Source organism: Bacillus salipaludis, assembly GCF_030938565.1.
Lineage (GTDB): Bacteria > Bacillota > Bacilli > Bacillales > Cytobacillaceae > Neobacillus > Neobacillus salipaludis_A.
Window position 1 is genome coordinate 4,455,550 of record NZ_JAVGVR010000001.1, and the last position, 21,366, is coordinate 4,476,915.

At 39.8% G+C, this 21,366-nt stretch carries 16 protein-coding genes; 4 read left to right on the forward strand and 12 right to left on the reverse strand.

What is annotated here, in order from left to right; genetic code table 11:
- The 11 genes from RCG21_RS21980 to RCG21_RS22025 form a co-directional block, all read right to left on the reverse strand.
- Nucleotides 1-1,509 (reverse strand): hypothetical protein, encoded by a 1,509-nt coding sequence (locus RCG21_RS21980; RefSeq protein ID WP_235824921.1) that lies wholly within the window; start codon nt 1,507-1,509, stop codon nt 1-3.
- Nucleotides 1,500-2,573: a Wadjet anti-phage system protein JetD domain-containing protein gene (locus RCG21_RS21985; RefSeq protein ID WP_308913782.1), complete on the reverse strand. Its 1,074-nt coding sequence runs from the start codon at nt 2,571-2,573 to the stop codon at nt 1,500-1,502. The genes RCG21_RS21980 and RCG21_RS21985 overlap by 10 nt, the downstream gene beginning before the upstream one ends.
- A 394-nt stretch (nt 2,574-2,967) precedes the next feature.
- Entirely contained in the window at nt 2,968-5,550 is a 2,583-nt protein-coding gene (locus RCG21_RS21990) for a DEAD/DEAH box helicase (protein WP_133338730.1), read from the reverse strand.
- 206 nt (nt 5,551-5,756) lie between these two features.
- A complete protein-coding gene (locus RCG21_RS33650; protein WP_372512772.1) occupies nt 5,757-5,840 on the reverse strand; it encodes a putative holin-like toxin in 84 nt (27 codons plus the stop codon).
- A gap of 106 nt (nt 5,841-5,946) precedes the next feature.
- Nucleotides 5,947-6,138 carry a YbxH family protein gene (locus tag RCG21_RS21995; protein WP_026576670.1) on the reverse strand — a complete coding sequence of 64 codons (192 nt, stop codon included), beginning with the start codon at nt 6,136-6,138 and terminating at the stop codon, nt 5,947-5,949.
- A gap of 701 nt (nt 6,139-6,839) precedes the next feature.
- Complete coding sequence (gene ppdK, locus RCG21_RS22000; protein ID WP_133338728.1) at nt 6,840-9,506, reverse strand: pyruvate, phosphate dikinase; 2,667 nt, start codon at nt 9,504-9,506, stop codon at nt 6,840-6,842.
- Between the two features lie 3 nt (nt 9,507-9,509).
- Nucleotides 9,510-10,325: a pyruvate, water dikinase regulatory protein gene (locus RCG21_RS22005; protein ID WP_133338756.1), complete on the reverse strand. Its 816-nt coding sequence runs from the start codon at nt 10,323-10,325 to the stop codon at nt 9,510-9,512.
- A gap of 17 nt (nt 10,326-10,342) precedes the next feature.
- Nucleotides 10,343-10,975, reverse strand: a complete 633-nt coding sequence (gene ccpN, locus RCG21_RS22010; RefSeq protein ID WP_235824922.1) for a transcriptional regulator CcpN — start codon at nt 10,973-10,975, stop codon at nt 10,343-10,345.
- Nucleotides 10,976-11,160: 185 nt separating this feature from the next.
- Nucleotides 11,161-11,970, reverse strand: a complete 810-nt coding sequence (gene mutM, locus RCG21_RS22015; protein WP_308913783.1) for a bifunctional DNA-formamidopyrimidine glycosylase/DNA-(apurinic or apyrimidinic site) lyase — start codon at nt 11,968-11,970, stop codon at nt 11,161-11,163.
- Nucleotides 11,971-12,148: 178 nt separating this feature from the next.
- Nucleotides 12,149-13,627: an amino acid permease gene (locus tag RCG21_RS22020; protein WP_308913784.1), complete on the reverse strand. Its 1,479-nt coding sequence runs from the start codon at nt 13,625-13,627 to the stop codon at nt 12,149-12,151.
- A 378-nt stretch (nt 13,628-14,005) separates the two neighbouring features.
- The gene (locus tag RCG21_RS22025) at nt 14,006-15,418 is read right to left on the reverse strand and encodes an aminotransferase-like domain-containing protein (RefSeq protein ID WP_308913785.1); all 1,413 of its coding nucleotides are present in this window, start codon (nt 15,416-15,418) and stop codon (nt 14,006-14,008) included.
- Nucleotides 15,419-15,567: 149 nt separating this feature from the next.
- Between RCG21_RS22025 and RCG21_RS22030 the strand changes: the two genes are divergently transcribed.
- The 4 genes from RCG21_RS22030 (at nt 15,568) to RCG21_RS22045 (ending at nt 20,114) form a co-directional block, all read left to right on the forward strand.
- Nucleotides 15,568-16,470 (forward strand): DMT family transporter, encoded by a 903-nt coding sequence (locus tag RCG21_RS22030; RefSeq protein WP_308913786.1) that lies wholly within the window; start codon nt 15,568-15,570, stop codon nt 16,468-16,470.
- Nucleotides 16,471-16,797: 327 nt separating this feature from the next.
- Complete coding sequence (locus RCG21_RS22035) at nt 16,798-17,466, forward strand: YjbE family putative metal transport protein (RefSeq protein WP_133338718.1); 669 nt, start codon at nt 16,798-16,800, stop codon at nt 17,464-17,466.
- 268 nt (nt 17,467-17,734) lie between these two features.
- Complete coding sequence (gene pdxR, locus RCG21_RS22040) at nt 17,735-19,183, forward strand: MocR-like pyridoxine biosynthesis transcription factor PdxR (RefSeq protein ID WP_133338716.1); 1,449 nt, start codon at nt 17,735-17,737, stop codon at nt 19,181-19,183.
- Between the two features lie 4 nt (nt 19,184-19,187).
- Nucleotides 19,188-20,114 (forward strand): D-alanine--D-alanine ligase, encoded by a 927-nt coding sequence (locus RCG21_RS22045; protein ID WP_133338714.1) that lies wholly within the window; start codon nt 19,188-19,190, stop codon nt 20,112-20,114.
- Between the two features lie 81 nt (nt 20,115-20,195).
- On the opposite strand, the gene RCG21_RS22050 is transcribed toward RCG21_RS22045, so the two are convergent.
- Nucleotides 20,196-21,353 carry a pyridoxal-phosphate-dependent aminotransferase family protein gene (locus RCG21_RS22050; protein ID WP_133338712.1) on the reverse strand — a complete coding sequence of 386 codons (1,158 nt, stop codon included), beginning with the start codon at nt 21,351-21,353 and terminating at the stop codon, nt 20,196-20,198.
- Nucleotides 21,354-21,366 lie beyond the last annotated feature (13 nt).

Genomic DNA, 21,366 nt, shown 5'->3' on the forward strand with positions numbered 1-21,366 from the left:
TTATCCCTCCTGGACACATATTTTAAATGGGGTAATTTTCATTTGATACCATTGGAATGGCTCTTCTCGATGATCAAACATGGTATAGATTTTCGAACCTTCAAACACTTGAAATTGTGGGTATTCCTGCATTAGTTTATAAAGAAGAATTTCCCTCTCATCACTAATTGTTTCTTCCCTCCGATGCAGCACTTGAACCTTTAGCGGCTTTTTATCAAACATCATCCATAAATCAATCGTTTCATATTCTTCAAACCATAGATCCTGGACTTCCAATGGCAGTGTTGATAAATCAGCTAATGAAAACTCTCCGTATGTTTGTAAATGTTGAAAAACATAACTCCATGCCTTTATAACAGACGCCCAGTCCGTCACTCGCTTAGGAGTTTCGCTTATTTCTGCCTCCTCTTCGATTACAACATCCGTTAGTTGTTTTTCATCAAATTCTTGTTCTCCCCAAATCCATTCAAGCGGCAAGATAAACTCATTTTTTGGTGAAAATAAGGGGGAAAGGACTTTTTCGATAGCCTCGAAACTTTGAACTCCTTCTTTCAGTAACATACTTTCATAAATATGTTCTCGAAAGGATACCAGGCTGGTTTCCCAAAACAAGGAAGGGTTTTCTGCCTTTAATTTCATCTCATAGGAGATATTTTGTATGACTAGTTTGGCAAAACGATCATGCAACTGCCTTGTATGACCAATTTTTTCTTGGAGAAGAATCAATTCTTTCTGAATAAAATCATCCTCTTCATTTCTACGTCTCGTCTTTTCTATCATCCTAGTAATGGTCCGGAAGTGATTTTTTTCTTCGTCAAATTGCTTTTCAATTTCAACACGGTTGTCGGCCCTTTGCCATTCTTGTTCAATCAATAAGATTTTGGGATTATTAATCATTTCCTTTTGAAAAGTGAATTCTTTTGCCATTAAGCGGTTTACGCGTGAAATGAGGTGATCGAGGTTACGAGTAGCTTTTCTAAAATTACCGTTTTTAATCAACTGCATACTATAAAGTTGCTCTATCGTTATGGAGAATTCCTCCGCCATTTCCCTGCTCATAAAAATCATTTCTTGAGAAACATCTGTAAGTTTATAAACTATGGTTCCGCCTAGCTCTAAATTCGTATATATTTCATCCATCGTGACATATCTAAATGTCTGCATTTCCCAGGATTGTCTTATTTCATCGTAATATAAGGCCTCAAACGGTTTACTATACTCTTCTTTTCCCTGATATAAAAGCCCGCTTGTAATCCGTTCAATTTGTTTATCGTCTGCTAAAAGCTTCATCTGCTTAATGGAATCCTCTACTATATACTTAATATCTGATTTCCGCCGATGATCATCATCATTCAATTCTCGATAAAAAATGGTAAGGAGCACTTGCATAAGAATTGTCTGGATATGAGGCTTCAACTCTCCTACTTCCATTCCCCTACCAAGCTCGAACAGTGGATTTAATCGCTGCAAACGCTTGCCAAAACCTTCCCATGATTCGTTCACATCCATCTCCCCCATGTTTCGATTGTTAAGACTTCTTGTGGAATCCGCTTATTTTCCTCCCATAATTGCATTAGTAGTTCTTGATCATCTTCTGTAAACCATTGAAAAAATTGATCACGGTATTTGAGGTTTTGGGTTTGACCGATTTTCTGGTCATTCCTTTTCTCTATACATTCTAGCATTTTGCGATAAATTTTTAAGGCAGGCTGAATACAGCAATCCGGGTATTTTTCAATAAGCCGAATGAGGATCCCGTATCCTGCGGCATCAAGATCTCCTGCGTAGTAGAAAAGATAGGATGATTTGGGAAACATCCGAAAGAAAAAGGCAAAGCTCCTTTCAATTTTGGCCCCTTCACCATAAATGATTAGTTCAGGTGCATAATCGAGTTTATTCACTTCCAATAATTTAATCGAAGTATGAAAGAAAGATAGATTTTCGACGATTAGTACCCTTTTAATATCTTTCATTTCTTTCCCTTGTTTCATCCAAAATACGAAAGGCTCCCCATAGTTCACCATTTTAAGTTGGTCTTCTGATATTCCAATTCTAGCTAAAAAGCCCTTTCCATCAGGAAAGCTATCACGATCAATTAAGAATTTTTCATGACCGAAGAGCTCCAGGCTTCTCTCTTCTAATGACACGATTTCCCGTTCCGAACTGGATTTTAGAAAAGTATATAAATTCTGGATTCGCATCCATTCGTCATTCGTTTGCCATTCGGGATGTCGTTCATAGTAGGAAAAATCAAACAGGTCAATTAATTTCATCATCTCTAGGCGATCCCATTTGGCTGCTTGAACTTTTACATTTACCCAGCAATATAATGGCAGTGCTGGTGTTTTACCATTGTTTTGATTATTTTGAATGGGGATAAGGATTTCTTCAGCTTGCAAAGTTTTAATTGCACGATAAAACAACGAATAACCGTCCATTTCAAAATAATCATCCATTAGCTTGCGCAACTGAATTTCTAAATCGTTAATATTTATTTTCTTTTTCTGTTTAGGGTGTTGAATATCTCCAATAAAAGCTCTCACCCTTGTTTCAATAACATCGATTGTACTCACCTACTTAATTCTTCCTTGTATCATGCACTGACCACTAATACTTATTTTAGACACCTTATATTATAAACTAGTTGCATTTTTGTTGGTAAATGAATTTTTCTTAAAAGAATAGCAGATTGCAATTTACCAATACACTGGACACAGGAACCACCAAAAATTCCTTGTTTAACTGTAATAATTCACGAAGTTCCTAAATCTGCTTAGGAAAGACCGGAAACAAAGATTAAAAATCACACGATAAATAAACAAAAAAACCGCATAAGTGAAAAAATTCACCATGCGGCAAGTAATGATTATCGTTATCGGAACGACTAGGGAATCGAACCTACCAAACCACACACGGTGGTCTCAATGTTAATTGCTTATACCTCAATCGTTGCGAAAACAGCGTATTTTAAAATTCAAACTCATCATCATGGCGATGGCGGCGGTATTTTGCTGCATGACAGGAATCACAAATCGGAAAAGCATGATCCCAAGGCAATTTTCTTCCGCAATTTTTACACTTTTTCACAAATTTTTTGATATCAGTTTTTAAACGTTCTTGTACCTGGTCACTGACCTCTTCACGCAGACGTTCCCAATATACTGCTTCCGTCTTCTCACCTAAACGGTACAAAAACAACAGGTGGAGACCGACTGCTTTATAGGAAAGTTCAAGCTCCTCTAGGCTGCGGTCTTTAACGATAGGTTCAGGAAGTTCTCTTCCGTCGATAATCGCATACATTGTTTGCTCCCATTGCTTGGTCAGCACCGGTTCATTTTTAGAAAAAGGTAAGTGCAGAAATCCGTAAAGATCCATCAATGGAAGTCTAGCTTCAATATCGGTCCCGGCAATCAACTGATAAAGTGACCGCTCCTCAGATAAAGATGCCTTCTTCGTTCCCTTGGGGCTTTCAAATTTTCCCCATAGCTCAAAGAAAGTCCCCAGATCACGGTAATAGCGCTGGAAACGTTCAAACACTGAATTGGTCGGTGCAATCGCGAAGGTATGAACCGGCTCATCCTCCTGCATTAACAGTCGGCGCATCGTTTTAATATCATTTGTAAAAGCAACCTTCCCGACATCATAAATTCCTTTTCTGCCGGCCCGCCCGGCAATTTGTTTCACTTCCTGAGAGGTAAGCAGCCTTCTTCTGGTTCCATCAAATTTTTCATTTTCCAAAAAGACAATTCTTCGGATGGGCAGGTTTAATCCCATCCCAATCGCATCTGTAGCAACAATGACTTTTGTTTTTCCATCATTAAATTGCTGAATTTGCTTTTTCCTTGTTTCCGGTGGCATGCTGCCATAGATCATGCTGACTTTATGTCCGTCATTTTGCAGCCTTGATGCTGTTTCTAGGACACGTCGTCTTGAAAAACAAATGAGCGCATCCCCTTTTTTAATATGCTTGATATGAAATTCCCTTGATTCCACTTCAAGCGGGGTGTCACGGCTGTACTCATGGATCTCAATATCGGAATCACCTAAAAGCTCGAGCAACATCGTTTTCGAATTTCGGCTCCCAATGATATGCACTTCTTGAGCATTCGCTTTCGTAATTGCCTTATACCAAGAAAATCCCCGGTCCTTATCGGTAATCATTTGTGCCTCATCAATGACCACCACATCATAGAATTCTTTTTCATGGAACATTTCAACCGTACAGGAGATATGATTGGCCCCAGGAACGATTTTTTCCTCTTCACCCGTTTTTAAGGAACAGCGTGTTCCTTCGGCATTTAACTTATCATAGACTTCAAGCGCCAAAAGGCGTAGCGGCGCTAAATAGATACCGCTGCCGGCTACCTTCATCCGCTCAAGGGCATGGTGCGTTTTCCCCGTATTGGTTTCTCCAATATGGAGAATATAACGAATTTGCCTGCCCAATGATGGATTGTATTCCTGGCCGAAAATATCCTCCATCATCCGGGCCTCTTCTTCCCTTTTTCGTTGTAATTCCGCTTCCTCTTCCGCTTTTTTTCGTTCTCGTTCCGCAAAATCTTTTTCAAAAATTTCTCGATGAACCTCTAAATCAAATGGAAGATCTACAAGTTTTAAGAGGTCCGAAACATATTCGTCCTGAATATCCTGGGTAAAATATTCCTCTACCTCATATATGAGATTTTCAATACAATTTTTCACGAAAGAGGTGGTCAGTTCTTCGTTAAAGATGGCTTTAAATTGTTGATGGATTTTTTCCGGAAGTTGTTCAAATACCTTTTGCGGCAAAAGTTCAGAAACATAGTCAGAAATTAAGCCTTCATATACAAAAAAATAGGTTTCGTATTCGTAAAAGCTTCTGCCCCAATGAAGCGTTTTATGGATGTCCCCGGTTAGTTCTTCAAAAAACGTTGCCAAAGTGGTATAAGCATTCGGATCAAAATTCCCTTGGTTGACTAGTTTTTCTTCGAGAGCAAAGGTGTCAACGGATTGGAATTTAGGATTGTTTTCGAAATCTGCTTCCAACTGAACGGCAACAAATCTTCGGATATAAAGGTAGAAATTTTGATAGTTCTCCTCAATAAACTCTGCCGCAAAAGAGTCAATTTCATTTTGCAGCAGCTGTTTTTCAGCCTGTCGTTTGCTCTCTTCTTCCCGTTTTATAAAGTTTGCCTTTGCTTGATGGTACCGCTTTTCCCATATTTCTTGTTCACCTTGAAAGGTGTCCTGCAGCCACTCCATGGCATCAAACGGCTGATATGTCCGCATTTCATCTCGAAACAGTTTGTTAATTAATTTCCGGTCGATGCCTTCAACCACAAATCCTTTTTCCTTTAAAAATGCCTTTTTTTCATTCCTTGGAACATCATTGGTGGATTTATTCAGCCAAACATTAATCCAAATTTGTTCGGTATACTGGCTTCGATCAGAGAGGTATTGTTCAAAAGTTGGGATCGTTTCTTTCGATTCCAAATAATGATCAATATCTTCATTTAGCTTTTTTTTCGTATGTTCGACCGCTTGAGGATAAATGACAGTTAATTTACTCATTTCGCTAATCTCCTCTTAAAAATTTGCATCTTTTCTGATTTCTTTTTTTCTTATTATTATGTATAATGGGGTCATAGAGATCGTATAGTAAAAAAGACCGAGCATGACAAAGAACTACTCGGTCAATGCAATAGACGGTTCCCCATGGGGAGTCGGCATATTGGAAGAGATAATCCACCGTTTATGCTTGTCGGCTCAAGGGTGGATTATTTTTTTTTGTTAAATGACAGCACGGTGACAATGAGACCTGCAAATGAAATTGCCAGCGTCAAAGCTTCATAAACTGTCAAACGGCATCACCCCCTTTCGATAGGAGTGATCCGACCACCCTTGAGAGATCCTATTCTATTGCATTTCTAATTATAGCATAAATTTCCACATCGAACAAGCGTTCCCTTAAATATTATGTTGGGTACAATACTGGTCCACTAAATCCTCGATTTGATCTAGCTCCGGAAATTTTCCTGAAAACTGAAATTTAATTTCTTCGATGAAATGTTCGCGATTATATACATGGATGGCTCCATTTTGCGCGATAACGCTATATTCCGGTACAAAACGGTAACCGCTTCTTTCAATTGCCCCCATCATCATGCTCCTTTTTCCTTGTTTTGGTTAGTATTTGCGGATTTTGGGGGATTCATCCTTTTTTGTGGATACTGTAGAGTGTTCTTTTACCTTATGGCACTTTTTTCTTCTTTAAGGGGATAGGAACATGTTTCCTTTTATCTTTTTAGGGGAAAATTTACTCTGGCGGGTAATGCAACTCCCTTCCTTTTCCCTTTTTATAGAAAAATCCGCTCAACTGGGTAATCCTACTCCCTTGCTTTTCCCTTTTTATAGAAAAACCCGCTCTATCGGGTAATGCAACTCCCTTCCTTTTTCGCTTTTATAGAAAAATCCGCTCTATCGGGTAATGCAACTATTTTTGCTTTTCCCTTTTTATAGAAAAACCCGCTCTATCGGGTAATGCAACTCCCTTCCTTTTCCCCTTTTATAGAAAAATCCGCTCTATCGGGTAATGCAACTCCTTTGCTTTTCCCTTTTTACAGAAAAATCCGCTCTATCGGGTAATGAAACCCCCTTGCTTTTCCCTTTTTACAGAAAAATCCGCTCTATCGGGTAATGCAACTCCTTTGCTTTTCCCTTTTCACAGAAAAATCCGATCAATCGGGTAATGCAACTCCTTTGCTTTTCCCTTTTTACCGAAAACCCATTCGACCGGGTAATACCCCCCAATTAAAACAAATGAACGGCCCCCAAAAAGGAGCCGCTCTATCCAACAAACCTTATGCTGTTGTATAAACCTCTTCTTTATTTTCATGACGAATCGTCGCTTGTGCTGCTGCAAGACGAGCCAGTGGCACACGGTATGGTGAACAGCTGACATAATCCAAGCCGGTTCTATAGCAGAAATCAATCGAACTCTTTTCACCGCCATGCTCGCCGCAAATACCTGTTTTTAAAGTAGGCTTCGTTCCACGGCCAAGCTTCACGCCCATCTCAACCAATTTCCCTACGCCATCTTGATCAAGCACAGCAAACGGATTATCCGGAAGCACCTTATGCTCGATATACGCCTGCAAGAACTTTCCTTCCGCATCATCACGGCTATAACCGAAAGTCGTTTGTGTTAAATCATTCGTACCAAACGAGAAGAAATCAGCTTCCTCCGCAATCTGATCCGCCGTTAACGCAGCACGCGGGATCTCAATCATCGTCCCAACTGTGTAATCAAACTGTTTACCCGTTTCCTCTTGAATACGAACACCGGCATCAACCACCAATTGACGCATTTCCTTCAGTTCATTCACATGACCGACAAGAGGAATCATGATTTCAGGCTTTACTTCCATTCCCTTGTCAGCTAGCTTTGCCGCAGCATAGAAAATCGCTTTGGCCTGCATATCGTAAATTTCTGGAAAAATCATTCCCAAACGGCAGCCGCGGTGGCCGAGCATTGGGTTGAACTCATCCAATTGGCGAACCTTTTTAAGCAATAATTCTTTTTCCTTTAATTCTGTAGAACCCGGATTTAAAATTTGCAGCTTTGTTACTTCGACTAAAAGCTCCTCTTTATCCGGTAAGAATTCATGTAATGGCGGGTCTAGCAAGCGAATCGTAACCGGATGCCCTTGCATCGCTTCAAAGATTCCTTCAAAATCGCCCTGCTGCATTGGCAATAACTCATCAAGAGCTTCCATCCGCTCAGCATAGTTCTCCGCTAAAATCATTTTTTGGACAATTGGAATTCGCTTTAAATCCATAAACATATGCTCTGTACGGCACAAACCAATTCCACCTGCACCGAAATCAAACGCTTTTTGAGCATCCTCAGGATTATCCGCATTGGCACGAACACCAATTTTGCGCTCTTGGTCCGCCCATGCTAACAATAATTGGAACTCATCTGATAACTCAGGATCAATCATTGGAATTTCACCAAGCATAATCTCACCAGTTGAACCGTCAATTGTAATGGTTTCACGGTATTTTACAACCGTTTCACCAACCGTAAATTGCTTCGCTTTCAAATCAATTTTCAATGGCTCACAACCGCAAATACAAGCTTTCCCCATCCCTCTTGCGACAACAGCAGCATGGCTTGTCATGCCGCCGCGGCTCGTTAAAATTGCCTGCGATGCAACAATCCCATGAATGTCATCTGGTGTCGTTTCCGGACGGACCAAAATGACCTTTTTACCCTCATTACCTAGTTGTTCTGCTTCATCTGCATCAAAGACAACCTGGCCAGTTGCCGCACCTGGTGAAGCCGGTAAGCCTTTCGCTAACAATGTACGCTGGTATTTATCATCAATGCGGCGGTGCAGCAATTGATTTAGTTGATCTGGGTCCACTCGAAGCAACGCGGTCTTTTTATCAATAATACCTTCTGCCACCATTTCAACGGCAATGCGGATGGCCGCCTGTGCAGTCCGTTTTCCATTACGAGTTTGCAAGATAAATAGTTTTCCGCGCTCAACGGTGAATTCAATATCCTGCATTTCCTGATAATGCTGTTCCAAGCGTTTGCACGTTTCCGTGAATTGCTGGTAAACTTCCGGCATTTCGTCCTTTAGTGTTGCAATTGGCTGTGGTGTACGAATTCCAGCCACAACATCTTCGCCCTGTGCATTAATCAAGTATTCACCATATAGAACATGTTCACCAGTCGAAGGATTTCGTGTGAACGCGACCCCTGTACCTGAGTCATTTCCCATATTACCGAAAACCATGCTTTGAATATTAACAGCCGTTCCTAAGTGATCCGGGATTTTGTTTAAGCGGCGGTATACAATTGCACGCTGATTATTCCAGGAATCGAACACGGCATTAATGGCTAAGAATAGCTGCTCTTTTGGATCCTGTGGAAACTCTTTTCTTGTATGCTTTTTGACGATTGATTTATAACCGACAATCACTTCCTGCCAGTCTTCAGCACTCATTTCAGGATCAGAGCTATAGCCTTTATGCTCACGAACTTCTTCTAAAAATTGTTCGAAATAATACGTATCGATATCTAACACAACATTGCTGAACATTTGGATAAAACGGCGATAGGAATCATATGCAAACCGAGGATTGTTTGTTAACTTTGCCATTCCCACAACGGTTTCATCATTCATCCCAAGGTTTAGAACCGTATCCATCATTCCCGGCATCGAAAAAACAGAACCGGAACGTACAGAAACAAGTAATGGATTTTGCGCATCGCCCAATCGTTTCCCCATTTTTTCTTCCAAACGGCTAAGTGCTTCTAATGCCTGAGCCTCTACTAAAGCGGGAATTTTTTTGCCAGAATCATAGTATGCGTTACATGCCTGTGTAGAAATCGTAAATCCATAAGGTACAGGAAGGCCAATCCGCGTCATTTCCGCTAGGTTTGCACCCTTACCTCCAAGCAATTCTTTCTTATCGCCATTTCCCTCATGAAAAAGGTATACGTATTTTTCCATTGATTAAAAGCTCCTCTCTTTTTTTAAAATATCTAAAATGAGACCGGCTGTTTCCTCAATTGCTTTATTGGAAACATTAATAATCGGGCAGCCAACACGTTTCATGATTTTTTCTGCATGCTCTAGTTCGTCCAAAATTCGTTCAAAGCTCGCGTAGCTTGCCTTCGAACCAAGTCCTAGTGCTTTTAAGCGTTCTTTCCGGATTTCATTTAATTTATCCGGAGAAATGATTAAACCAATACAATTTCGGCGCGGTATTTCGAATAATTCATCCGGAGGCGGAACCTCTGGAACCAATGGAACATTCGCTACTTTAAAGCGTTTATGTGCCAAATACATGGAAAGCGGTGTTTTAGATGTTCTTGATACGCCTATTAACACGATATCCGCCTTGGTAATTCCCCGAGGATCACGGCCATCATCATATTTAACTGCAAACTCGATGGCCTCAATTTTACGGAAATACTCCTCGTCCAATTTTCTCATCATGCCAGGCTGGTGATGGGGGGTTTTATTAAATCTTGTTGTAAAGGCATTCATTAAAGGATTTAATAAGTCAACTGCATAAATCCCCTCTTCTCCAGCCCGCTGATCCAAATAATCCTTTAAGGTTGGAACAACGATGGTATAAGCGATAATCGAATGGCCCTCTTTTGCCAATGAAATCACATCTTCAATATCTTCAAAATCCTCCACATAGGAATTGCGGCGGATTTCCACATGGCCCCCATTAAATTGAGTAGCCACCGCTTTTACCACAAGCTCAGCCGTTTCCCCAACTGAGTCTGATACAACATAGACCACTTCTTTTTGATCCAAAATTCCTGCCACTCTCCTCAACCAAGTTTTTGGTCCATTATTTCAAGGTATGCACGTGTAATCGTTGTCTTGGTAATCCGACCTACAAGTAAATATGTATGGTCATCCACTTCCTTCACAACGGGTAGGGAATCAATATGATTATTAATCATCTTTTTTGCTGCTTCTAGCAAGGTTTCTTCTGGGCGAATGGTAACGATGTTCGGCATCCGTGTCATGATGACACTAACAGGGAGCTCATTGAGGTTTTGATTACCAATTGCGGTTCGAAGCAAATCCTTCCGGGAAATGACCCCTGCTAGGTTTCCTTCCTCATCAACCGCATAAAGTGTGCCGACATCCTCTAAAAAAAGCTGAACAATTGCGTCATAAACTGAGGTGGATTTTTCAACAACAATTGGGTGGGCTTTAAAATCACTTACTTGTTGGTGTAAAAACTTTTCTGCATGTTGTTTTACTTCTAATTCCTGATTATAAAAATAGCCCACCCGGGGTCTTGCATCCAAATTTCCGGACATCGTTAAAATAGCCAGGTCAGGCCTTAGAGCTGCCCTTGTCAACGATAGTTTCTCGGCAATTTCCTTCCCGGTAATTGGTCCGCTTGCTTTTACAATTTGCAAGATTTCATCCTGTCGTTTTGTTAGTTTAATAACTTCCGCCCTCCTCTCAAAAAAATAGGTCCTAATCTGACGGAGTTTTTTAAATGTGTTATACTTATTTACATATAGTATATTACATTTAACCAAAATGCGAAACATTTATTTATACTATTTTCGACAATTTTCAAAACTATTAAAAATTTCCCTTTAAAAAGGCTCCCTCAAGGAGGTGAGCCTCATTTTTGACAAACAGGACAGAAAAAGGATTTTCGTGATGCAATGGTTGTTTTTTCAATCGGTGTTCGGCAGCGAAAGCAAGGCTGCTTTTCACGATCATACACCTTGCAAAACTGGTTATAGCTCCCTGTCTTTGTATCTCCAATAAAAAATGGATTTTCTAAATATCCCCCATGATTAAGGGCATCGGTCAGTACATTTTTCATCGAATCAAACAAATGGCTTTTCTCTTCATCCCGTATCTCTTGGATTTCCCTTGTTGGCAATATTCCGGAATGATAGCAGATTTCATCTGAATAGCAATTCCCAATCCCAGCAATAAATCCTTGGTCAAGAAGCTTAGCCTTAATTTTTCCACGCTTATGATCCATTAATTTCAAAAATGCTTCTAAAGTAAAGCTGCTTTCCAGTGGTTCCGGGCCTAAATCAGATAACTCTTGCTGCACGGCATTTTCATTATATAAATGTAGATAGCCAAGCCGTAGTCCGATGAAATATAAATGCTGATACCCAAAGGATAATCGAATTTGAATCGTCCGTTTCGGTTTTTCTTCCTCTGTCCCGTAAAACATCCACCCGCCAAGCATTAAATGCAATAACAGGACTTGTCCATTTTGAAGATGGAAAAGCAAATGCTTGGCTCTCCGGTCAACGGTCGTAACCTTTTGGTGAAGAACGCTGTTTATAAAAAGTTCGGGCTTTACATTAATAGATTTTTCACGGTTAATTTGCACATCTGTAATGACGTGGTCAGCAATCCGTTGATTTAATAATCTTCGGTAATTCTCCATTTCGGGAAGTTCAGGCATCTTGATTCCCTCCAATATTTTTCCTTTACCGAATATCTTTTCCTAAACTCCTAAAAAAATGAACGCAAAAAAACCGGACATCCCTGGAGGGCAAATTCCGCTTGAATTCTAAAAAAATGTCCTTCCAGCTACACACTGGAGGGACATTTTTTCAAACCTGGTCCGGTTTGCTCCTGTATTAATATTGCTCTTCTTCAAATGAACATTCTTTAAGCGGGATTACTTTCGTTTTATGGACGATTTTATATCCAAGCCAAACAATTAAAAAGATTGGCAATCCAATATAGGATACGGCTGCACCGTACCAATCAATTTTATCGGCCGTAAATGCTTGATAGTTTTGGCCAAGAATAATCACGACACACATTGCAAGTGCAAGCAGCGGACCTAACGGGAACCACTTTGCTTTGTATTTTAGTTGATTCAAGTCTTTTCTCTGTGCATTATAGGCTTTTCTAAATCGATAGTGGCTTATGGCAATACCTAACCAAGCAATAAAACCAGTTAAGCCGGAAGCATTTAATAACCATGTATAGACTTGATCCCCAAAGATTGAAGTTAAAAACGCTAATGCTCCAATAATGGTCGTTAAAACAAGGGCATTCATTGGGATACCACGCTTGTTTACATTTTGCAAAAATTTAGGTGCCTGGCCATCCTTTGCCATCGACCATAGCATCCGTGTCGCTGCATATAATCCTGAAGATCCGCAGGATAAAACGGATGTTAATATAACAGCATTCATGACAGAAGCGGTAAAGGCAATCCCTGCTTTTTCAAATACGAGAGTAAACGGACTCACCGCAATGCTATCAACGTCTCCACCTAATAGCTGAGGGCTTGTAAATGGAATGACAAGACCAATTACGGCAATGGCGCCAATATAGAATAATAGAATACGCCAAAATACTTGTCGGATAGCTTTTGGTACGTTTTTACCAGGATTTTCACTTTCCCCAGCAGCAATCCCGACTAGTTCTGTTCCTTGGAACGAGAACCCGGCAATGAAGAATATACTTAATATTGACATAAATCCGCCGTGTACAGGAGCATCTCCAATTGTAAAATTCTTAAAGCCGAGAGATTCACCGCCCAAAATACCGAAAATCGTCAGAAGGCCTACGCCAATGAAAACAATAATGGTAATAACTTTAATTAGTGCGAACCAATACTCTGACTCACCGTAACTTTTAACGGATAAAGCATTTAATAAAAACATAAGTCCTAAAAACAGTACGCTCCACACAATGCTTGGAACATCTGGAAGCCAAAATTTCATAATAATAGCCGATGCCGCAATTTCAACTGCCACGGTTACTGCCCAGTTAAACCAATAATTCCACCCTAATGCAAATCCAAGTGCTGGATCTACAAACCGGCCGGCATAGGTTGCGAAGGATCCGGAAACCGGCATATGAGTAGCCATTTCCCCAAGGCTTGTCATTAAAAAATATACCATAATTCCAATTAATCCATATGCCAGCAGCGCACCACCTGGTCCAGCCGTATGGATGGAAGCTCCCGTAGCTAAAAAGAGACCTGTTCCGATTGATCCGCCAATCGCAATCATTGTCATATGACGAGCCTTTAAATTACGTTTAATGGTGATCTCTCCACTATTATGAATTTCCTCTTTTACCTCTTTAACAACTGCCATCCACGTCCCGCCTTTACTATTGAAATATAAGTTTAATATTTTTCACCTTTTCCCCTTTAATTTCTCCCTCTTGATCCCTTCCCTTCTATTCTTTTTAATTGTTTTGGTTATAAAAAAAACCAGACAAGACATCTATCTTCAATAAAGAGGTTCGACTTTCGAATATTCCTTACGAAGTGCCCAATGTCTGTCTGATTTTAGTTAATATTATGTGTATAGGGACAACTCTTTTTAACTTTATGTAATCGCTTTCTTAATTAGCGACAGTTTAACGAAATTCCACTGTCCTCATTCATTATTATATGGACTGAAAAATATCATGTCAAGACAACAATTATTAATTTTCAAAAAAATAAATATATTAAAAATACTATTTAACTATACAACATCCAGCAAACTCTTTTTTAGGGTTAAGATCCCCATTTCCATTTCCTCAAAGCTTGCATAGGAATACGATAAGCGAATCGATGATTGATGGTCATGATAAATATAGCCCGGATTAATTAACACATTTTCATTTATACATTGCTTAAATAGTTTTTGCATATTGATCTTTTTCTTAAAAAGAACCCAAATAAATAATCCCCCTGATGGTTTGGACCAGGAAGCAACATCACTTAAATGAAGAGTAAGTAATTGGAGAAGGTAATCTCTTCTCTCTTTAAGGATGGTTCTAACATTCTTTAAATGGTTTTCATACATCCCTGATGCAAGCAGCTCTTTTACTAGTAACTGAGACAAATAACTTGAACCATAATCGGTTTGCATTCTCACATCCCGAAGGCGTTTAATGACCGCTTCAGGTCCCGCCAACCAGCCAATGCGCAGACCGGGCGCAATCGTTTTTGAAAAACTGCCAATATATAAAACTTGTCCATTTTTATCTAATACTTTTATTGGAGCAGGAGGCCGTGCATCCATCCATAAATCTCTAAAAATATCATCTTCTATGATGGGCAGCTTATAATGCTGGCATTTTTCTAGCAAGATTTTTCTTTGTTCCAGTGACATACTAGTTGTTGTCGGATTGTGAAAGGTAGGATTAATAAACAGGGCAGAGGCGTTTCTTGTAAAGGTTTGTTGAAATAACTCCTCGATTCTTAGTCCATTCCCATCGACAGGGATTCTCTTGATTGTCATCTCTGCCGGAAATACATTGACGGAATGTAAGTACGAAGGGTTTTCTAAAAACACGGTTGACCCTCTTTTCAATATTCCAACTGTAATTAATTTAAGTGCCTGTAAGGCGCCTGAGACGATTAAGATACATTCCGGTTTTATCTTGATGCCGCTTTTTTGGAGATGCCTACTAATCTCTTTTCTTAATTCCAGATCCCCTAACCCATCACCGTACCCAAAATCCTGAATCTGGGTTGAGACTGCCCCCATTGCTTTGGCGATTTCTGAATGAGGAAACAAGTCAGGTCCAAGCTCCCCTTTACTTAGTTGGATTAAATCCTTTCTCGTTTCTAATTCATTAATCAGTTGTACCGTATGAACACTTGAGGGCTGCAGGGACCATTTCGTTAAATCATTCCAGTCTGGGGGAGACATTTCCGAATTAAGGGACCATTGATTGTGAATGACATAAATACCGCTGCCGGTTTTTCCCTCCAATAAACCCTCAGACTTGACGATTTCGATTGCCGTTATGACCGTACTTCTGTTGACACCAAATTTTTCTGCTATTTCACGTTGGGTTGGGATTTTACTCCCAATTACCCATTCGCCCTGTTCAATTTTCTCCCTCATCCAGTGAACGATTTGCAGGTATCGAGGCTTTTTATTCATAAACATCATTCTTTCATATTTGTTGGTTTTTTTCTTTTTCAATTGGTTGGCGATTTCGATTCTTTCATATTTTATTATAATTTTATAATTTCGTCTTCCCTAATGGGCGGTTGGCACTCTTCAATATATGAAAGAAATGAGGGAGAATCATGAATGGTAGACTTTTCGTTGCATATAGTTTGATCATTGTTGCATGGGGATCGGCTTTTCCTGGAATCAAGGCTGCACTAGAATCGTATAGTCCGGAACATCTTGCCCTGTTCCGGCTATTAATTGGCTCCATTATCCTCATTATTTTTGCGGTAGTTAAAAAAATTAAACTACCAGATTTAAGGGATATCCCCTTCATCCTTTTACTTGGTTTTCTCGGTTTCATGACCTACCATACTGCTTTAAGTATTGGCGAAGAAACGGTGAGTGCCGGAATGGCCAGTTTGTTCGTATCCACTACACCTATAATCTCAGCTATATTAGCAGTCGTTTTTTCAAAAGAAAAATTTCATAAAATGGGGTGGATTGGCTCAATTATCGCCTTTTTAGGTGTTGCGATGATTTCGTTCGGATCAGGAATTCCACAAACTGCGTATCTAAAAGGGGTAATCTTTATTTTGATTGCCGCCTTAGGAGAGAGCTTTTATTTTATCTTTCAATCAAACTATTTAAAAAAATACGGTTTCATCCCTTTTACGATTTATACGATTCTTGCAGGTACACTTTTCATGCTGATCTTTTTACCGGGTTTAGGAAATGAAATTGCTGCAGCTTCTTATTCTGCTACTTTTTCGGTTATTTATTTGGGGCTGGTTCCTACTGTTCTTCCATATTTGGCTATGGCCTATGTAACCGAAAATGCCGGTGCATTGGCTGCAACAAGCTCGTTATATTTAACTCCTGTCGCTGCATTTGTGATCTCTTGGATTTTCTTAAATGAAGTACCTACATGGATTACGCTTGTCGGCGGGGTGATTACCTTAGTTGGGGTAAGTATTTCCAGCATGAAGATCAAACAGGATGATCTAACTCTCGGTTGTACTGCAAATACTCGTGGATGAGCACTAAATACTCTCGGATAACCTAGCAATACTCTCGTTTTTCGATCTAGCTATCGGATATGCGGCAAATACTCGTGGATGAACGTTAAATACTCTCGGATAACCTTTCAATACTCTCGTTTTCCGATCTAACTATCGGATATGCGGCAAATATTCTCGGATGGGCACTAAATTCTCTCGTTTTCCGATCTAATAACCATAAAAAATAGATTTGGTCGGATTTTCCATATTAAGTACATAAAAATTATGTCCGAAATCACCCAAAATATGATATACCAATATCATAGATGTTCAAAAAATATACATAAATACGGGGGAATTAAAGACATGACGGTTCTTCAAATTTTAAGTTTAATTGGAATCGATATTCTGTTATCGGGTGATAATGCAGTGGTTATCGCCTTAGCTGCGAGTAAAGTACCACAGCACATGAGAAATCGAGCCATTTTCGGCGGGACATTAATGGCGATTGTTTTAAGGATTCTAGCAGCAACCATTTTAATTCAATTTCTAGAATTTCCATTCGTGCAATTAGTGGGCGGTTTAATCTTATTGCGAATCAGCTACAATTTAATCGCACATAAAGAAGAAGACGATCCGAATATCAAACAATCCGACAAAGTTCTAGGAGCAATCAAAACGATTGCGATTGCCGATTTCGCCATGTCTATTGATAATGTGATCGCGTTATCAAGCGTTGCAGAAGGAATTCTACCGATTGCGATTGGAATTCTCATCTCCATCCCAATCATTATTTTTGGTAGCAAATTACTAATGAATTTAATGGAGAAATTTCCAATCATCGTGTATGCCGGTGCAGGATTATTAACCTTTGCTGCTGGTAAAATGATGGTTGAAGATAAAGGATTAGAAAAGTTCCACATCTTAGTTCCAGACTCCTTTCACTTAGTTATTCCGATTGCTATGGCTATCATTTTGGTGGTAGCAGTATTTGTAAAGAACAACATGGCAAAAGAAGAAAAAGCTGCTGCATAGAGTTAAAAAGCACCGATTCATTGATCGGTGCTTTTTCTACTTGTTAATACTAAATGCTAAGTAATCCTCCGAGGCGATCTTTCATAAACATCAAATAGCCCCCACCTTCTTGTCTAATTCATCCATCCAATTCGCAAAAAGGATATTTAATTTAGTTTCAAAATAATCTTCAGTACACACCTACCACAACACCGTAAAAATACATATGGTGTGGACCTTTTGCAAAAGGCGCTTGTTATGTAAAAATGTTAGCAAGGGGGTGAATGCAGTGTTTAACGATTTTAAGTTAACGGAAGGCCGTCCTGTATATATTCAACTGAAGGAATATTTAAAAAGAATGATCACCAACGGACATTTACTTGAGCACCAAAAGCTTCCATCCACACGTGAACTTAGCACGTTATTATCCATCAGCCGAAACACCGTCCTAACGGCATATGCGGATTTGGAACAAGAAGGCATGATCTATGCGGTAAAAGGAAAAGGAAACTTTGTAAGTCACGTTGAGACCTTCAAATCCCCATCCATCCAGTTGAATTGGACTGAAAAAATCAATAACCAATCCTTTTTGGCAGAAGAAATGGACCTTATGAAGCATGGAGTCCGCTGGAATAAGGAAATGATCTCTTTTACGAGTATCGCCCCTGATGAAAAGCTTTTTGATGTAGAAAATTTTAAAAGAGCTTTTTTAAATCGGATGTCCATTGAGGGAGACATTGTTCTGAACTATGGATATGCAAAGGGCTATAAACCACTGATCGAATACCTCCTTCACTACATGGAAATTAAAGGGGTAGACATTCGAAATAAGGATGTTTTAATTACCAATGGCTTCACGGAAGCTCTGGATCTCCTTTTATCTTCTTTAAATAAAAAGAACGGCCGTGTTATTTGTGAAAATCCAACCCATCACTCTGCCCTTAAGCTCTTTCGATTACATGGCTTTGAAATCGATGGAATTGAAATGGAGGATGACGGGGTCAATATTAGGAAGTTAGAAACCTCCTTATCAAAAAAAGAGTATGATTTTGCCTACTTGATTCCGTCTTATCATAATCCAACTGGAATCGTAACGTCCTCTGAAAAAAGAAAGGAAATCATGGAGCTGTTTTCCGCCTATCAGCTTCCGATTGTTGAGGATGGATTTAATGAAGAATTACGTTACTCAGGGTCACATCTGGCACCGTTGGCTGCCTTCGCCGGACACGGCAATCATGTCATTTATATTAGCAGTTTCTCTAAAATTCTTTTTCCTGGATTGCGGGTCGGATGGATTTTAGCAGACAAAGAGTTGATTTATTACTTGGAAAGTATGAAACGAGCCCGAACGATTCATACGTCTACATTGGATCAAGCGGTGTTATATCAATATTTGAATGATGGCTACTTTGAGAAGTATATTAAAAAAGCGAAATCCGTCTATAAAAAAAAGTATGAATTAGCTGTTCATTATTGTAAGCAACTTATTCCTTTCAAACGGTTAACGGGTGACGGTGGACTCCACCTTTTTATAGAACTAGAAAACAACATCGATTCACGGAAACTTTTAGAAAAATGTTACCAAAACGGAGTTGTTTTTTCTCCAGGCGATGTTTTTTACACGGACAATAGTGGAAAGCATACGTTACGATTAGGATTTTCTCGGCTGAAAGAAAGCGAGATTATCCAAGGAATTACGATCATAGGTGACACAATAAAAAATCATTATGGGGGCTAAAAAAATGAGAGTTGGCGTCATTATGGGAGGGGTTTCTTCCGAGAAACAAGTTTCGCTCATGACAGGTGAAGAAATGATGGTGCAATTAGATAAAAATAAATATGAAATTGTACCGATCCAACTAGATCACAAAGAAGATTTAGTGGAAAAGGCGAAAAATCTTGATGTTGCGCTACTAGCGCTACATGGCAAGTTCGGTGAGGACGGCACCATTCAAGGTACCCTTGAAACCCTTGGAGTTCCTTATACCGGGAGCAACGTCCTGTCCAGCAGCTTATGCATGGATAAGAATATCTCGAAAAAAATCATCCGGTATGAAGGAGTGCAAACACCGGATTGGATTCACCTAACGAACATCGAAGAACTTAATATGGATGAACTAGACAAGATGGGTTACCCAGTAGTGGTGAAACCTAATTCAGGTGGTTCAAGTGTAGGAGTAAAAATTGTTTATGACCAAGACTCGGTAACGGCTGCGATTGCTGAAGTATTCAAATGGGATGCTGAAGTGGTGATCGAAAAGTGTATAAAGGGCGAGGAAATCACTTGTTCGATATTGGACGGACAGCTTTTACCGGTGATTTCCATTCGTCATAAGGGAGAGTTTTTTGATTATACCTCCAAATATGATGATGCGGCTACCATTGAAGAGGTGGTCGAGCTCTCGCCTGAAACAAAAACCAGAGTCGCAATTGCAGCAATGACTTGCTATAAAGCATTGAAATGTAGTGTTTATGCCCGAATCGACATGATGATTCAAAACGGGATCCCTTATGTGTTAGAACTTAATTCATTACCTGGGATGACAAAAAATAGCCTGTTGCCAAAAAGCGCACAAGCAGCGGGGATCCCTTATCATAAGCTGCTTGACATAATCATTGAAAATTCACTTAAAGTAAGAGCAATGGAAGGTATTAATAAGAGATTATAAACACTAACTAGAATTTCCATGGGGAGAATTAAAAAACCCTTCGTTTGAATAGAAACGAAGGGTTCGTTAGTAAAAATCTTATCACTTGCTTAGTGTAGACAAGAAAACCTTTTGTGCCGCCCTAACTCCTGCCCCATGTTCAAATAAATAGGAAAAATCCTGTAGCCCTGCTTCGATCAGGGAAACAGCTTCGAGGATATCACTTGGGAAGCAATAGCCCATATGTCCAAATCTAAAAATTTTACCTTGCAGATGGCCAAGCCCGCCGGCAAGATCAAGGTGATATTTCTTCTTTAAATGTTCCAAAAAGGATGGTAGCTCCAAACCTTCCGGTGTTCGGATTGCAGTAATCGTTGGCGAGGCAAACTCATCACTTGTCAATAATCCAATGGAGAGAGCCTTCATGGCTTCACGAACCATACTTTTCATTACTTCATGTCGTTCGATGGTTTTCACAAATCCGCCTTCCTCCTCAATTAAGTCACAAACAGCAGAAAGTCCCATAATCAAGGAAATCGCAGGCGTGTTAGGCGTCATCCCTTTTGAAGCCCACTCCCGATAACTCAATAAATTTAAATAATACGCAGGTGTAGGATTCGCCTCGATCACTTTCCAGGCTCTTTCACTTACACTTAAAAGCGAAAGTCCTGGTGGAAGCATCATCGCTTTTTGTGAACCTGTTACGAGAATATCGATGCCCCATTCGTCCATTTCAGCTGGAGCACCGCCAATACAGCTCACCCCATCGACAATGAAGAGTGCTTCTGTATGAGTGCGCACCACCTTGCCTAATTGATTGATCGGGTTTAAGATTCCGGTAGAAGTTTCATTATAAGTAGCAAAAACAGCTTTAATGTTGGATAACGGCTTCAAAAATTCAGTCAGATCTTCTTCCGTACAGGCCTCGCCCCAATTCTTTGCAAGCTTATGTACATGAAAGCCGTATTTCTCACAAATTGAAACGAAGTAATCACCGAAGGCGCCAACCGTGATGACGACTACTTCTTCTCCTGGAGAAACAGTATTGACCGCTGCCGCTTCTAACGCAGCTGTTCCCCCTGATGGCAAAAGCAAAATATCTTGCTTTGTTCCGAAAATAGGCTTCACTCGATGTGTTGTTTCTTGATATAACTTAACAAATTCCTCCGTACGATGACTAATCATATCCTGCGCCATGGCCAGTTCAACTTTTTTAGGAATTGGTGTCGGCCCTGGATGTCTTAATATATTTGGATTCATACCTTTCCCTCCG

Coding starts and splice junctions, on each gene's coding strand:
- RCG21_RS21995 (WP_026576670.1), bottom strand. CDS start 6,138: ATGGGGGCAATTGAAAGAAGCGGTTACCGTTTTGTACCGGAATATAGC.
- mutM (WP_308913783.1), bottom strand. CDS start 11,970: ATGCCTGAACTTCCCGAAATGGAGAATTACCGAAGATTATTAAATCAA.
- RCG21_RS22035 (WP_133338718.1), top strand. CDS start 16,798: ATGACGGTTCTTCAAATTTTAAGTTTAATTGGAATCGATATTCTGTTA.
- RCG21_RS21990 (WP_133338730.1), bottom strand. CDS start 5,550: ATGAGTAAATTAACTGTCATTTATCCTCAAGCGGTCGAACATACGAAA.
- RCG21_RS21980 (WP_235824921.1), bottom strand. CDS start 1,509: ATGGATGTGAACGAATCATGGGAAGGTTTTGGCAAGCGTTTGCAGCGA.
- RCG21_RS22050 (WP_133338712.1), bottom strand. CDS start 21,353: ATGAATCCAAATATATTAAGACATCCAGGGCCGACACCAATTCCTAAA.
- RCG21_RS22020 (WP_308913784.1), bottom strand. CDS start 13,627: ATGGCAGTTGTTAAAGAGGTAAAAGAGGAAATTCATAATAGTGGAGAG.
- RCG21_RS22045 (WP_133338714.1), top strand. CDS start 19,188: ATGAGAGTTGGCGTCATTATGGGAGGGGTTTCTTCCGAGAAACAAGTT.
- RCG21_RS22030 (WP_308913786.1), top strand. CDS start 15,568: ATGAATGGTAGACTTTTCGTTGCATATAGTTTGATCATTGTTGCATGG.
- ppdK (WP_133338728.1), bottom strand. CDS start 9,506: ATGGAAAAATACGTATACCTTTTTCATGAGGGAAATGGCGATAAGAAA.
- RCG21_RS22025 (WP_308913785.1), bottom strand. CDS start 15,418: ATGAATAAAAAGCCTCGATACCTGCAAATCGTTCACTGGATGAGGGAG.